This window comes from Flavobacterium sp. ABG (genome assembly GCF_001027725.1).
Taxonomy (GTDB): domain Bacteria; phylum Bacteroidota; class Bacteroidia; order Flavobacteriales; family Flavobacteriaceae; genus Flavobacterium; species Flavobacterium cupriresistens.
Window position 1 is genome coordinate 39,536 of record NZ_LEKS01000011.1, and the last position, 15,923, is coordinate 55,458.

14 protein-coding genes are annotated in these 15,923 nt (G+C 34.6%); 3 read left to right on the top strand and 11 right to left on the bottom strand.

The annotated features are described in order from the left end of the window. Positions 1–31: 31 nt before the first annotated feature. From AB674_RS12825 to AB674_RS12865, 9 genes are all read right to left on the bottom strand, one after another. A complete protein-coding gene (locus AB674_RS12825; protein ID WP_047777174.1) occupies positions 32–541 on the bottom strand; it encodes a DinB family protein in 510 nt (169 codons plus the stop codon). Between the two features lie 48 nt (positions 542–589). Then, on the bottom strand, positions 590–799 hold the full coding sequence (locus tag AB674_RS12830; RefSeq protein ID WP_047777179.1) for a hypothetical protein: 210 nt from the start codon (positions 797–799) through the stop codon (positions 590–592). A 10-nt stretch (positions 800–809) separates the two neighbouring features. Further along, the gene (locus AB674_RS12835; RefSeq protein WP_047777181.1) at positions 810–1,190 is read right to left on the bottom strand and encodes a DoxX family protein; all 381 of its coding nucleotides are present in this window, start codon (positions 1,188–1,190) and stop codon (positions 810–812) included. A 535-nt stretch (positions 1,191–1,725) separates the two neighbouring features. Continuing rightward, on the bottom strand, positions 1,726–2,457 hold the full coding sequence (locus AB674_RS12840; RefSeq protein WP_047777183.1) for a GNAT family N-acetyltransferase: 732 nt from the start codon (positions 2,455–2,457) through the stop codon (positions 1,726–1,728). A gap of 73 nt (positions 2,458–2,530) precedes the next feature. After that, positions 2,531–3,136: a Crp/Fnr family transcriptional regulator gene (locus AB674_RS12845; RefSeq protein WP_047777185.1), complete on the bottom strand. Its 606-nt coding sequence runs from the start codon at positions 3,134–3,136 to the stop codon at positions 2,531–2,533. Positions 3,137–3,544: 408 nt separating this feature from the next. Next, the gene (locus AB674_RS12850) at positions 3,545–4,963 is read right to left on the bottom strand and encodes a TolC family protein (RefSeq protein ID WP_047777187.1); all 1,419 of its coding nucleotides are present in this window, start codon (positions 4,961–4,963) and stop codon (positions 3,545–3,547) included. A 132-nt stretch (positions 4,964–5,095) separates the two neighbouring features. Continuing rightward, a complete protein-coding gene (locus AB674_RS12855; protein ID WP_047777189.1) occupies positions 5,096–8,260 on the bottom strand; it encodes an efflux RND transporter permease subunit in 3,165 nt (1,054 codons plus the stop codon). 11 nt (positions 8,261–8,271) lie between these two features. Next, positions 8,272–9,420 (bottom strand): efflux RND transporter periplasmic adaptor subunit, encoded by a 1,149-nt coding sequence (locus AB674_RS12860; RefSeq protein ID WP_240478089.1) that lies wholly within the window; start codon positions 9,418–9,420, stop codon positions 8,272–8,274. Positions 9,421–9,733: 313 nt separating this feature from the next. Further along, positions 9,734–10,327, bottom strand: a complete 594-nt coding sequence (locus AB674_RS12865; RefSeq protein WP_047777193.1) for a TetR/AcrR family transcriptional regulator — start codon at positions 10,325–10,327, stop codon at positions 9,734–9,736. 507 nt (positions 10,328–10,834) lie between these two features. Here AB674_RS12865 and AB674_RS12870 point away from each other — a divergent pair. Beyond that, a complete protein-coding gene (locus tag AB674_RS12870; protein ID WP_047777195.1) occupies positions 10,835–11,230 on the top strand; it encodes a hypothetical protein in 396 nt (131 codons plus the stop codon). 412 nt (positions 11,231–11,642) lie between these two features. On the opposite strand, the gene AB674_RS12875 is transcribed toward AB674_RS12870, so the two are convergent. Then, a complete protein-coding gene (locus AB674_RS12875) occupies positions 11,643–12,572 on the bottom strand; it encodes a ketopantoate reductase family protein (protein WP_047777196.1) in 930 nt (309 codons plus the stop codon). Between the two features lie 97 nt (positions 12,573–12,669). Between AB674_RS12875 and AB674_RS12880 the strand changes: the two genes are divergently transcribed. Next, positions 12,670–13,521, top strand: coding sequence for an AraC family transcriptional regulator (locus tag AB674_RS12880; RefSeq protein WP_047777199.1), 852 nt, complete (start codon positions 12,670–12,672; stop codon positions 13,519–13,521). 250 nt (positions 13,522–13,771) lie between these two features. Continuing rightward, positions 13,772–13,990 (top strand): hypothetical protein, encoded by a 219-nt coding sequence (locus tag AB674_RS12885; RefSeq protein ID WP_047777200.1) that lies wholly within the window; start codon positions 13,772–13,774, stop codon positions 13,988–13,990. A gap of 734 nt (positions 13,991–14,724) precedes the next feature. On the opposite strand, the gene AB674_RS12890 is transcribed toward AB674_RS12885, so the two are convergent. Then, positions 14,725–15,870 carry a putative phage abortive infection protein gene (locus AB674_RS12890; RefSeq protein ID WP_047777203.1) on the bottom strand — a complete coding sequence of 382 codons (1,146 nt, stop codon included), beginning with the start codon at positions 15,868–15,870 and terminating at the stop codon, positions 14,725–14,727. Positions 15,871–15,923 lie beyond the last annotated feature (53 nt).

Genomic DNA, 15,923 nt, shown 5'->3' on the forward strand with positions numbered 1-15,923 from the left:
GCTTTAAATTGAAAATAAAATAGCGGTCGTTTTACTGTTTTTGTACTATTTTAGAAATGCTGTCTAACTGTCTAAGATGTCTTGTGATATGAATGAGAGCAAAATTAATCCATTCATAAAAAGTGAATTTACCGAAGCCCGGAAGTTCAAAATCAAGATAAGTTAAAGTTAAATCATGCGTTTCTGAAACGGTTAATAATTCTTCCTCTATTTTTAACAGAGCTAAAGTTAAGGAATTTTTATTATATTCTTTATTGGAGGGAATTAGGAACTCAGGAGCTTCCATTCTGATGTCAAAGTCATAGAAAAGAGCTTCTATATCTTTTATTTTTTCATCCGGTTTTCGGATTGTTTTTTCCGTTTTTCCGGCAAACATTTCGGGATAACCGGAACAACCTGTAATAAGATGTCTAATGACTTGCGCTGCAGTCCAGCTACCTTCAAAAGGAACCGTATTCAATTCACTTTCTGAAAAAGAAGAAAGCGAATCATTCAGTTTTTTAAAGGTGTTAACGATATTTTCTTGAAGTGCTGTTTTCATTTTTAATGCTTTAAATTAAAATTAAAACTATTTTTTTCGTTTTTTGATTTACAACAAGGCTTCACACCAATACCCGTGTGAATTCAAAATTGCTATAATTTTTTTATTTGAAATGGAGGAACTGTGAATACGCAGAATTTTATCGCAGTCTTCCAAATCAAAGCTGATTAGGCTGTTTGGAAAATGCTCAAGAAGTTTTCCAATAATAAGTGTCGATTGGTCTTCTTCCTGAACATTTGTTTTAAAAACTTCAATCATAAAAAATGATTTATAGTGCAATTCTTTTAAATCGCTCTAGTTTATGATACGAAACATAAGAAAGGATTAGAACCGCAAAAACGATCAGCGGGAAAAACGCCTGAAAACCTATTCCGTCAACGGCAAAATGGCTGATAGAAGCAAATGTAAAATCAAAACCAAAACCAGCATAGGCCCATTCTTTAATGCGTGCCGGAACCTGCGGGATGATTAAGGCCAAAACGCCCAGAATTTTAAAAACAACTAAAGCATTTCCGAAGTATTCAGGATAGCCCAAATGTCTGATGCCTTCTTTTGCAAGTTCACTTTGTGAAGTTAATGCCGGCATAACGCCTTCAAATAAAAAAATAAGGATAGTAGTAGTCCAGAAAATAATTTTGGTTGATTTCATAAAAATTTGTTTAAATGGTTATTGGTTAACGAGTTACAAATCTACTAATCTTATTCTTTTTATTAAATACGTATTTATGACTATTTTAGGGTCATTTGGGACAATTGTGTTTGCCTTTGGTTTTTAGTCTCGTTCTCAGTTCTCAGTCTCAGTTTTCAGTCTCAGTTTTCAGTCTCAGTTTTCGGTCTCAGTTGGATTTAGTCAATTTGAGATGTATAAAAACTTTGTGGCTTTGCGTCTTTGTGCGAAATTTTCACGCAGATTTGGCAGATTTAGCTGATTTATTTGGATTGCTTTTACTTGGTTGACAAAACAAAAACAAACTTTTTATTAAAATCCACATAGAAAAAAAGATTTGCAGCTCCCAAAAAAGTTTAGAATTTTAAGGAGTATAAAAACTTTGCGACTTAGCGTCTTTGTGCGAAATTTTTCATGGAAATTTATGTGGATTTTCTAAGAACAACAAGCACCCTAAACACAACAAAGAAACCAGTGACCAAAAGTTTGGAATTTGGAATTTTAAAAAATTTGGAATTTACCCCAAGATGTAATTTTTGATCACGAATAAGTCCACAAACCCCAATCTGGTATAGATATCTTTCCCCATGGCGGAGGCTTGCAGCAAAGCATATTCCGCTTTTAAATCTATCGAAAGATTAAGAGCAAATTTCATGATTTCTTCGGCAAAACCTTTGCGTCTCATCTCGGGGATGACGCCCACACCGTGAATACCTGCGAAATTTTCGGTTTGATAAAGCATCAGCGTACCAATGGCTTGTTTATCGAGAGAAACTAAATAAAAATGTACTTTCGTATGATTCTGAACGAGGATTTTTTTACCAATCACATATCCAAAAGCACTTGGATAAAGAGTTGCCCAGATTCCGGCCTCTTCCTCTGATGTAATTCGTTTATAATTCAGTTTGTTTTCCAGTGTGAATTTTTGATCTAATTTTAAAGCCATTGCCACTTGTTCGGATTTTACAACCAGACCTTTGGCTTCCAGAATTTTATTCGAATTACTGTTGTAGATATCAAAATACGGAATAACTAAATCCGAATTGGCTTTTATTGTTTCAATGGCTTTCTGGGCATTATTTTCTGAAATATCTTCACGAAGCCACAACTTATTGGGCCAATCGGAATTTTCAATTTTAGAATATTCTAAGTTTTCGTTTTTATGATAGGATAGGGAAGAAGCTCCAACGGTTTTCCATAAACCGGTAAGATTATCAATATTTTTTTCGATTAGATTGCTATTTTTCATTGCTGTTGTAATTAATGGGATTGTACTACAAAGTTAAGTTTAGAATTTGTCGAAAGTCTTTACATATGTTGATTCAGAGCTCTTTTTCCAGATTTTTTCTGATACGACTTAATTGAGTTGGTGTAATCCCCAAATGCGATGCGATATGCAGTAGCGGAATTCTTTGCGAAATGTCAGGATGTTTATGAAGCAATTGCAGGTACCTTTCTGTTGCATTGTCCATCACTATTGAAATTTCTCTTTTTTCTTTTTCGATCACCCAATTTTTCTCCAGATAAGCAATGTAGAAGTTTTTTAGATCTTCCTTGCTGAAAATCAATTCTCTGTATTTTTTATAATTGATACAGATCAAAATAGAATCTTCTAAAGCCTCTATAGAAAAATCAGATGCTGTCTGTTGTATGGATGAGGCTTTGGAACCTGCAAAATAACCATCAAGAAAAATATTCTTGTTATAGCTATTTCCTGCCGTATCGGTAATGAAAGCTCGTAAAGCGCCTTTGCAAATAAAGTAAAGTTCTTTAGCAACCTGACCGATATGCAGCAGTATATCCCCTTTTTTTACAGATTGAAATTCAACTAGGTTTTCAAGTAATTCCCAGGATTCCTCAGAAATAGGAGCATAACTTTGAAAGTTTAGTTTTAAATCGTTGAGGTATTTCTCTTTATCGAAGATCATTTTTTGCTGAGGTTTTTTAGACTATTCAAAAATACAGAAATAAGATTACACATGTCACTCACAATTGTCAGTCTGAGCGAAGTCGAAGACCTTTTTACCACAAAAGCCTTCGACTTCGCTCAGGGTGACACCAAATGATAATTATTAAGGTTTTGAGGCAATTCAAGATTCAGAAATAAGATTACACATGTCACTCACAATTGTCAGTCTGAGCGAAGTCGAAGACCCTTTTTACCACAAAAGCCCTCCGACTTCGCTCAGACTGACACACCAAATGATAATAACTTAAAAAATTCGTGCTAATTCGTGCAATTCGTGGCGAAAAACCCAGCAAATAACCCAATAAAAAAAACGCTGCAAAACCGAAGTCTCACAGCGTCACTCAAATAAATAATTAAAAAACGGGTATTATCTCCAACCTCCGCCCAATGCGCGATATAACTCGGTATTGGCAGATAATTGTTCTCTTTTTAGGTTTGCTAATTCTAACTCGCTTTGCAATAAATTGGATTGAGCGGTTAAAACTTCCAGATATTCTGCCATTCCATTTTTAAATAACAAATTCGAATTTTTGATAGCCTGTAACAAGGTCTTTACGCGTTCCTGAAGAAACGTTTCCTGTTGTTGCAGTTTTTCTATTTTTACCATAGCATCCGCCACTTCGCTTACCGCTACCAGAACGGTTTGTCTGAAATTCAGAACTGCTTTTTCTCTTTGAACTTTGGCAATATTATATTCTGTTTTTACTTTTTTATTGTTCAATAATGGTTGTGTCAAACCACCAAGAGCCGTTCCGAATAAAGAAGCCGGAATGTTAAACCAACTGCTGGTTTCGAATGAATTTAATCCACCCTGAGCCGTGATTCTTAAGGCAGGATATAAATCTGCTTTTGTGATTCCGACATTTGCATTTGCGACTTTTAAGGCCAATTCGGCACTTTTTACATCCGGTCTTCTGCTTACTAAAGAAGAAGGAACTCCAATAGCAGCATTATTCTTAACCTCAATGGAAGTCAAAAGAAGATTTCTTTTTTTCGCATTTGGAAACGAACCTGTCAAAACACTCAAAGCATTTTCCTGAATGGCAATGTTTTGTTCTAATAAAGGAACCAATTGTGCCGCACTTAATTTTTGTGCTTCCGATTGTTGAATGGCTAATGAAGTAACTTGTCCAGCATCGTATTTTAGTTTGATGATTTTGGTGGTACTGTCATTTAATTTCACATTTTGTTTAGCGATTTCCAATTGGGCATCCAACATCAAAAGATTGTAATATCCTTTTGAAACATTGGCTACAATAGTGGTCTGCAATGCTTTTTTTACTTCTTCAGATTGCAGATAACTAGCAAAAGCACCTTTTTTCTGGTTTTTGATCTTTCCCCAAATATCAGCCTCCCAAGCCAGCGAAACACCTACCGAATAATCTTCAACATGTTGTTTTCCTAATGCTTGATTCAAATTCATCCCGTTGAAACTGTTTTCAGAAGGACGATTGATGCTTGCATTTGCAAAAGCATTGACCTGAGGAACGTTATTCCATTTAGATTGTGTAAATCTGTATTGTGCGATTTCAATGTTTTTGGCAGCGATTTGTAAATCATTATTTCGGGTTACAGCACTGTCAATTAATTGAATGATATCTTGTTCGGTAAAGAAATTTTTCCACTCCAAATCGGCAATACTTGTCGTATCTTTTGAAACCGATGCATTCCTGAAATTCTCAGGAAAGGCATCTTTTGGAGTTTCAATATCCTTCGAAACTTTACAGGATATTATAGTGGTGATCAGAATGGCGACCAGCACGATTTTGGTTATATACTTTTTCATTTTTACTTTATCGTAATTAAATTTCAGGACATTTATCTTCTCTGGTGTCAAGATCTTTGGACACTTTATAGGAGAGATAAGCAACGAAGACGATAACCGTCATTAGAATTGTCGTTATATAGTTTTCCATTTTTATTTTTCGTCGTTATGAATTACAGCTACGGGTTTTCCCGAAACTTTTTCTTGTAAATGTTGGAATACGATGAATAAAACCGGGATGATAAGTAACCCGAGAATTACTCCCGAAATCATTCCACCTGCGGCACCAATACTAATCGAATGATTCCCTTGTGCCGATGGTCCTGTGGCGCTCATCATCGGAATTAATCCTACTACGAAAGCCAGTGACGTCATGATAATCGGACGCAAACGTAATTTGGCAGCATCTATCGAGGCTTTGACCAATGCCTGACCTGATTTTCTTTTTTGTACCGCAAACTCTACAATAAGAATGGCATTTTTGGCAAGTAATCCGATAAGCATTACTAAAGCAACTTGTACATAAATATTGTTTTCAATTCCGGTTAAACCAATGGCTACGAATACGCCAAATATACCTGCAGGGATTGATAAGATTACGGCCAAAGGCAAAATGTAACTTTCATATTGTGCAGCAAGTAAGAAATAGATGAATATCAAACACAATAAGAAAATAGTTGCCGATTGTCCTCCGGAAGAAATTTCTTCACGGGTTTGTCCCGAAAATTCATAACTGTAACCTGCAGGTAATTGTTGAGCCGCAACTTCTTCAATCGCTTTAATCGCGTCTCCCGAACTAAATCCCGGTTTTGGAATCGCATTGATCGAAATGGAATTAAACAAATTATATCTCGAAGCGGTTTCTGAACCATAAATACGGCTTAGTTTTACCAAGGTATTTATCGGAACCATTTCGCCATTTTTGTTTTTCACAAATACTCGGTCAATAGCTGACGGGTCTGCTCTGTCGTCAATATCTGCCTGAACTACCACTCGGTAGTATTTACCAAATCGGTTAAAGTCAGAGGCCTGTGCACTACCAAAATAGGCTTGCATGGTTTGTAGTATGTCTTTGACTTTTACACCCAACTGATCGGCTTTTTCATCATTAATATCCAATTGTAATTGTGGATAATCGGCTTTGAAACTGGTAAAGGCCACAGCAATCTCGGGACGTTTCATTAATTCTCCAATGAATGTTTGAGAGATTCCACTAAACTTATCCAATTTACCTCCGGTTTTATCCTGTAATACTAAATCTAATGCTTCAACATTACTAAACCCCGGTACAGTTGGAAAACTGAATACGAAGAAACTTCCTCCTGATATCGAACCTAGTTTGCCACGAACCTCATTCATGACTTCATCGATATTTTTGATTTTGCCACGTTCTTCATTTGGTTTAAGCAATACAAAAATAACGGCAGAAGACGGACTTGTAGAATTGGTCAGTAAGTTGAAACCTGAAATAGCGGTTACAAAACGGAAAGGATCCATACCTCTCAGCGTATTTTCGGCTTGAGTCATTACTTTTTGAGTTCCGTCTAAAGAAGTCCCCGAAGGCGTATTAACCGCAATAGCAATAAATCCTTGATCTTCTGTTGGAATAAACCCTGATGGCGTCGTTTTTACCATTACAATCGTTGCGAATGTAATTAGAACCAAACCTCCTAAGCTAACCCATTTGTTGCGAATTAAGAATTTTAATCCACCAACATAACGGTTGGTCAAAGCGTTGAAACTGTTATTAAATCCGGCAAAGAATTTTTCTTTAAATCCTTGTTTCACATAAGGAGTTGCATCATCATGTACACCATGATTATCTTTTAGGAATAAAGCAGCAAGAGCAGGACTTAAAGTCAAGGCGTTTACTGCCGAAATTACAATAGCAATAGCCATAGTGAAAGCAAACTGACGGTAGAAAACACCTGTTGAACCTTCCATAAAACCAACCGGCAGGAATACAGCAGCCATTACCAGCGTAATCGAGATAATAGCACCCGTAATTTCGTGCATGGCTTCATGCGTTGCTACTTTTGGAGACAGTTGTTTGTGTTCCATTTTGGCGTGCACGGCTTCGACGACCACAATCGCATCATCGACGACAATACCAATGGCTAAGATTAAAGCAAAAAGCGTCAAAAGGTTAATCGAGAATCCGAACAACTGCATGAAGAAGAACGTTCCTAAGATTGCCACGGGAACAGCAATGGCCGGAATTAAAGTCGATCTAAAATCCTGAAGGAAAATAAATACCACAATAAATACTAATATAAAAGCTTCAATTAAAGTATGTTCCACCTGAGCAATAGATTGATCCAGAGATACTTTTGTACTGTAGAAAATATTGTGTTTTATTCCTGTTGGGAAATCTTTAGAAGCTTTAACCATCAATTCGTTAATCGCCACCTGAATATCGTTGGAGTTTGATCCGGCCAACTGAATGATACCAATTACAACTCCTTTTTTACCGTTTAAACGGGTCAAACTGTTGTACGAATATGCACCAAGTTCAACTCTAGCCACATCTTTCAAGCGAAGGACTGAACCGTCAGCATTAGAACGAATAGCAATATTTTGATAATCTTCCGGTTTGGTCAGTTTTCCTTTGTATTTAATTACATATTCGAAAACTTCTTTACTTCTCTCTCCAAATTTACCCGGAGCAGCTTCCAAACTTTTGTCTTGAATGGCTGCCATAACTTCATTTGGCGTCACATTATAAGTTGACATTTGCGTTGGATTTAACCAAACACGCATCGAGTAATCTTTTACACCTCCAAAAATACTCGCAGAACCTACACCCGGAATACGTTTGATTTCGGGAATAATATTGATTTGTGCATAATTGGCAACAAAGGTCTGATCATATTTAGATTCATCATCGGTGTACATACCGATTGCCATGATAAAACTGTTCTGTTGTTTTGCGGTGATTACACCTTGCTGAACCACTTCTGCAGGCAACTGACTTGTCGCCTGAGCCACTCTGTTCTGAACGTTAACCGCTGCCTGATCGGCATCTGTACCCAGTTTAAAGAACACGGTAATAGCCAAAGTACCATCATTACTGGCAGTTGAGCTCATATAAGTCATATTCTCAACACCATTTATAGATTCTTCCAGGGAAGGAGCAACAGAACGCAGAACCGTTTCTGCATTGGCTCCCGGATAAACTGCCGTTACCAAAACTGATGGCGGTGCAATATCAGGAAACTGTTGTAAAGGCAATTTTGTAAGTCCGAGCACTCCCAAAATCACCAACAGTATGGAGATGACGGTTGCCAGTACGGGTCTTTGTATAAATATTTTGAACATTTTCGTAAAAATTATTTTTTGTTAATTATTTGGGCAACTTTTGTTGTATTTGATTTCTCAGGCTGAATGGCCTGACCTTCCTGTAGTTTGTCAATACCACTCAATACAATTTGGTCACCGGATTTTACACCGTCTTTGATTAGATAATTAGTACCACTTTTACCGATAACAGTAATAGGCATTTTGGTTACTTTGTTTTCTTTGTTCACAGTAAAAACAAAGACTTTATCCTGCATTTCGATTGTCGCTGATTGAGGAACCAGAATAGCATCGTCATGTTGAAGACCTAAACGAATTCTTCCTGTATTTCCCGAACGTAAAGTTCCGTTGGCATTTGGAAAAGTGGCTCTTAACGTAATGGCACCTGTAGTTTTATCAAACTGACCGTCAACCATATCAATTTTTCCCGATTGGGGATAAGCGTTGTTGTCTGCTAATATTAAAGAAACCGGAGGTAATTTTTTTATTTTGTCTCCAATGCTGTTTCCTGCATATTGTGCTTTAAAGTTGATGAAATCAGTTTCACCCAAAGAGAAGTAAACAAAAACTTCATGCACATCTGAAAGTGTTGTCAAAGCCTCTACATCGGTTGCCGAAACTAAACTTCCTTGTTTTTTAGGTAATCTTCCGATATAACCACTTACTGGAGCAGTAACGTTGGTATAGCCTAAATTAATTTTGGCAGATTCAACCATTGCTTTTGCTTGTTCGATATTGGCTGAAGCAATTTTTTGAGAAGCTTTAGCGGTTTTTAACTGATAATCAGAAACAACTTTGTTTTGTACCAAAGGAGTTAATTTATCGACTTCTAACTGCGCATTGATTAAAGCCGCTTCAGCAGCGTGAAGATTTGCCAATGCATTGTTTAATTGCTCACGAAACGGACGTTCGTTTATTTTGAATAAAGACTGCCCTTTAGAAACATAAGCGCCTTCATCTACCAAAACACGGTCTAAATTTCCACTAACCTGTGGACGGATTTCAACATCAACAGTTCCTTGTATAGAAGCCGGATATTCAGCATCTGTGGTAGTGTTTTCGCTTGTTATGGCCAAAACCGGTAATAGTGGTGCCGGTGCAGCAGCTGGTCCTTGTGATTTATCTGCACAACTGGTTAATACTAGTGCCAGGATAAAACTGGTTATAATTACATTTTTCATTTTAATATTGGTTTTAATTTGTTGGACATTCTCGTTTTTAAAATATTTATTTATAGTTGTATTTGAGTTCATTTTTAATGGTATTAAATTTTCTAACGTTGTTAAGTGAATTGGCGCAAAATTCCATATAATTATGCCTTCCAAATCTATTTCATAATTGGTATTAAATTATTTATCACCGTTAAGTAAAATAGTAAAAAAGGGTTCTATATTACTTTATTAAATTATTTATCAGTGTTAAGTGAAATAGAAAAAAAAGTCTAAATTACTCTATTAAATCATTTATCACTGTTAAGTAACGATTAAATTTTTTTTATTGTATTGATTTTATGATACCACCAATCGCGTCTTTGAGAATCTGATTGTTGATTGTTTCCATTACGTCACTTTTAGTTATGATATTGATCGCAATCAAACCGTGAATGACAGAAAAGAAAGTATAATATTTTTGTGTAATAACTTCCTGAGTTGGGTTACTGTTTTTCATAACCTTAGCAATTACATCAGTAAATAATCGATAAGGTGTTTTAGCAGCATCACATTGCTCCGAGCAACAGTTCATTTGTACACCAAACATCACTTGATACATTTCGGTATCGGTAAAAGCAAAATCCCAATACGCCATCCACATGGCTTCTAATTGGTCTTCCGGCTTTTCAAATTGTGCTTTAGCTACTTCCAGTTCTTTTCCTAACTTTATAAAGCCTTTACCCGTTAGTTCACGTAATATGGCATCTTTGTTAGAGAAATATTCATAGATAATCGGAGCAGTGTATTCAATTTTGTCGGCAATTTTTCGCATACTAAGACCTTGCCATCCTTCATCTTTAACGATGTCATAAGCAGCTTCAAGAATGTTACTTCTTGTTTCTTCTTTTTGTCTTAAAATTCGATCTTTACTTGCCATTTTGATTGAGTATTAAATTACTTAACACTGTTAGGCAAATGTATGGCGATTTTTTAAAAGAAAATAATTTTCTGCGATTGTTTTTTCTTATAGCACTATAAATACCTTGTAAAAGACTGATTTTACAAGCCTTAATGTCATTTCGACGAAGGAGAAATCACACAGGTTGCTCCGTTTCAATTTTCCGCAATCTTGTCATATTGAGGAACGAAGTATCTTCAGAAGTAGCTCCTTAAAGTAAAGTTCACCACAATCGATTCAGCGAACGGAGATCCTTCGTTCCTCAGGATGACAAACTGTACGTGAGCTTCTTGTGTGATTTGCGTCTATTCGCTTTCATTGGAGCCTCCTTTGTCGAAAGGGCACGATTGTGAAAGTTTAATTTAATAAGATGAATGAATAAGGTATCGCTTCTTTTGAGGTCAGATTGAAAATCATAAAAGAAAGATTTTTCTTTCTTTTATGATTTTGTATTTGTAATATTGCGTAACTAATTAATAGAAGGAAATGGATGAGATGAAAATTATTATCGAAAGAAACGAGGATGGCTTTTGGGGATATGCCGAAAATGAGAAAGCAATTGTGGGTGGTGGAGATACCGTTCACGAATGCAAACAAGATGTATTAGATTGTATTGAAACGCTTAAAGAACTTAATGCTGATAATAAATTAGAGTTTCTTGAAAAAGAATATGAATTGGTTTATAAGTTTGATATCGTTAGTTTATTAAGTTATTACAAAGGAATATTTACAAATTCTGCACTTGAACGTATAACGGGTATAAATCAAAAACAAATACAACATTATGCTTCTGGTCACAGAAATCCAAGAGAGGAGCAACGTTTAAAAATTGAAAATGCTTTACATACTTTAGGTAAAGAACTTTTGTCTGTTGAGTTATAGATTATTATTAGATATAGTTTGTGTATTTAAAGACAAGACTCGCAAATATTTTTTCTTGCACGCAGATTTAGCAGATTGCGCAGATTTTTTTATATGAGGTAAATAGATCAGCCTAATCTGCTAAATCTGCGTGCAAAAAAATAGATATTAAATTAAAATGGAGTCGTAATGCTATAATAAATCTTTGTGAGTCTTGTCTTTACGATTAAAAAATTAAAGACAAGACTCGAAAATATTTTTTCTTGCACGCAGATTCAGCAGATTGCGCAGATTTTTTTATATATGGTAAATAGATCAGCCTAATCTGCTAAATCTGCGTGCAAAAACATAGGTACTAAATTAAAATGGAGTCGTAATGTTATAAAATTATACGCAAGCCTTGCAGTTAATTCACATAAAGAGCATGAGCAAATTACGCCCCGTATAAACTCTTTATCTTATCATTGACAGCACCATAAAACGGTGTTTGAATACCATTTTTAAAACATTCATCAATAACATAGTCAACCAAAAAGGCTTTCTCGGTTTTGTTATTATTCTCAAAATCAAGCTGAAATGATGATTTGGACTGATAAGGGAACTTGTCTAATAAATTTTTAGCCGTTTCAATATCTTCATGAGTAAGAACGATATTGTTTTTGCCGGCAAGGGATTGAATCTCGACCATCATATTTTCGAGGATATGCATTAATTCTTTGTTTTCCAGTAGTGCTCCGAAAGACACTTTATAAGCTGAAGTAATAGCAGCAACGGGAGCCACGAAAAGATACTTTTTCCACAAAATCTCTTTTATGGTATCAACCTGTGTGATATCCAGATTTCCGTTTAATAGTATATCGGTTATCCATTTAGAATTTTCGCTGCCTCCGATGAAAATTTTACCAGGGCCTCCAATATGTTGTATGTGCCCCGGTTTTTTTACATTGGATGCCACATAAATGCAACCTTCAATAATTGGTTTTGAATCAGGTAAGATGCTTCCAATTATCTCTGCAGCGTTGACTACATTTTGCAAAGTAATTATTTGAGTATCGGTCGTAATACAGTCTTTGTAAGTCGATAACATTTCGTTTATAGAATACGATTTGCAGCTCAGAAGTATCACGTCTAATGTTCCTATTTCGCTTGGATTGTCGGATGCCAAGTAGGGATGTACCGTTTCTGTTTTATCTTTTGATTCGAAAATCAGACCCTTGTTTTGAATGTTGTTTTTGGTTTCTCCTCTGCAAATAAAAATAATCTGCACATTGGTATTTTGGTATTTTTTCGCCAGCGGAGCACCTATAAAACCGCCAATACCACCAATTCCTAAAATTCCAATTTTTATTGTAGCTGAGTTCATTTTGTTTTTGTTTTAATTTATAGAATAACAAAGTAAACAGATTCAAAGAAATTTACAGATGTAATAATATAGGTTATATTTGTAAAAATTGAGGATTATGAATAACACTTTTTTTATATACAATGATTTTGAAATCTATTCGGTAGAGGAACTGACTTGGAAGAAAGAAATGCACCGACATAATTTTTTCGAAATACTGTTTATTGAATATGGGGAAGGGATTCACATTTTAAATTCGAATAAACATTCGTATAAAAAAGACGATATTTATTTGCTGACGCCAAAGGATTATCATTCTTTTAAAACGGCAAAACCAACAAAGTTTCATTGTCTGCGATTTCTTCCGGGTTTTTTCTCCGATAAAAGTGAAAGTGAAGACATCGAACAATTATTCTTTTTACACAATCAGACCAACGGAAATCTAATCTTTCTGGATGATGACAAGGTTTTTTGTGAATCGATTATCTTAAAAATTCTCGATGAAGTTGCCCACCAGAAAAATCAAAACGAAAGTGTTATTAAGTGTTTAATGATGACCCTGATTCAGCTAATTAAACGAAATGCAGTCAACAATTACGATACGCTCGATTATAAAGTTACGGAGATCTTAAAAATTGATACGATTTTAAATTATATTCGTGTTCATATTGCAAATCCGCATTTGCTCAAAAAGAAGGAAATGGCGAATCACTTTAATGTTTCTTTAAACTACATTGGAGAATATTTTAAAAAGCATTTGAATATCAGTTTAAGAGATTATATCGAACAGACGAAACTGAATGTTATTACGGAAAAATTGAAAAAGAGCAATTTAACTTTTTCAGAAATCAGTAACGATTTGGGGTTTATAGACAGCAGTCATTTTAATAAGTTTATCATGAAAAGCACTGGAAAATCCCCCTCTGATTTTAAAAGAACATTGAGTACGGATGGTGTTGGAGTTATTTAATTAAGTTGGTGAAATGATAGATTTGAAGTTAATGTGACTTTAGAATTATGTAATTGTAGGTTTCTAATATATTATTGCAAACCTTTAAATGAGAGTATTTTCTTATTTTTATAGTTCTTAAATCTTCACATTAAGAACAAAATTAAATTTGCCCTTGTGCTATGTAGTAAAGCTCCGAAAGGACTTTGACGCCGTGAAGAAGCGTAAGACTGCTAACGTATGAGGGCTATTATTCTTAAATCTTCACATTATGAGTACCAACACACTTTCAAAAAAAGCTGAAACAAGGCTAATCGATTTTTTTAACAATACCATAGACCGAAAAGACATGGCTAAGGTATTAAGACAGGTAAATTATATACTCGCTTTAGTAGTTATAAAGGAAGAAGGGGCAACCGATTTAGAAGATAACTTTTATTGGTTAAATGAATTGGCCGAAGTTTTAAATCCTTATTTGGATAAGGAATAGACTTTGTTTGATTTTAAAATTTTTAAACCTCGATCTTGAAAAGATGGAGGTTTTTTTATTCTTTGTAATTATTACATTATCATTACAAAAGTTTTCTCACTTGGGAATGACTATGGTAAATAAGTTACTGTAATGCCATCCCGTATATCCATATTTTAAACTTGCTATGAATATACCCAGTGATAAGTTGAAAATAATACTTGCGATAGTCATAAAACTGAACAGTTTATTTTTAATTAAAATTAATAGTGAGCCAATAGTAATTAAGAAAGCGTAGATATTAATATAGTGTGCAGTTTGTGGGCCTGTAATTATAGAGACAAGGAAGCTGAATAGCATTATACAGGACGATATGATAGAAAGTAAAAATATATTTTGATATTCTTTTTTATAAGTCATTTTGTACTGCGGTATACGTTATCATTTTTTTTAGTTGTTTGCTGGAGCGAGCGTCCCGCTCGTGCTATACGTCATCAAATTTAAGTTATTTTTGCTTTTTTCTAGTACTTAATACATGAGCGAGTTCACGAGCGGGACGCTCGCACCCAATGTCATTAAGTTAAGGATTGCTTTAAAAAAAGTCTCACGCAGATTCTGCAGATTTTAGCAGGATGCAATAAAAAAAATCCGCAAAATCTGCAGAATCTGCGTGAAAATTTTTCTTAACTTAATGACATTGCGCTCGCGTCAGCGAAGAATTGTTGCTTAATTACAATAGTTTTATTGAAAAATAACTAATCATTATCCCAATCTTCAAACTCAAATAAGGGATCACGGTCTTTCCCTTCCTCTTTTCTAAAATCGCCTTTTAAATCAAAAATTTCAGTAAGATTAAAATCTTGAATAAGAATATCTTGATATACATTATGAATCATCCTATAATCAGTAAAAAATCTATTTTGTTTTGAATTATCTTTTTTATCTTTTTCGGATTGTTCCCATTTAAAACCAAAACCGGATTTCCAGTTGTAGAATAACATTACTTGTTCCGGATTAGATAATTGTGCTCTTAAGATTCTTAAATATTTTCTTTTTTCTTCGTAAGAAATAAAACTCTCTTGCTGACTAGCAACGAATTTTACTATTTGAAAAAGATGCCTATACAAGTGTGCTAAATAAGTGGCATGTCCTTCGATTTTCTCTGTATTAAATTTAATATTTGCTTTTGCGATTTCATTGTAAAACAGTTGCTCTACTGTTGGGTTTTTAGGAGGTCTTCTATTGGAAGGTCTGTAGAAATTATTCGTTCCGCCATTATTTATTCCGAAAAAATATAAGTGATAGGCCTTTTTTAACCAATACTCATTATTTTCTTTTTTGAAGATAGTTTTTGCAGCATTATAATATAGTTCTATTTCCTTAACATGGTATTCGAAAGCTTTTCTCCCATTAATATCAACTAGTGTTGCTTGACTGTTTCTGAAAGATTGGTAAAGAACTTTTTTTTCGGAAATAGAAACTTCATTTACGTTGTCTTTATGCAATCGCAACATTTCATAAAATTGGCTTTCAAATTGTTGAATTTTAAATTGTTCTTGTACTTGATGATTGGCTTGATATTGAGCATAAAAAGCAAGAGAGGCAGCTATTATTCCAATAAAAGCAATAAGGGGGTTTAAAATTCCACCAATTAAGTCGCCGTAAGGGCCTACTTTAGAATAATCTATTGTCGTAGTAAGAGGTTCAGTCAATAAGTCATTTGTAAAATCTAATGTAATTGCTAAGAAAAAGGAACAAATACTCAATAACAGTAAAGATATAATTATCGTTTTGCTTTTTTTCTGCGTTTGATTTTTCTTTGAGTTGTGAAATAGGAAGAATACAGAAAAGAACAATGCAATTGCTGCAATTAGAGAACATAAACTAGCGAAAAATGTCATTTAAAATCTTTTATTTGGGGTTATTTCAGTTTGTTAAATGTAAAAATTATTTT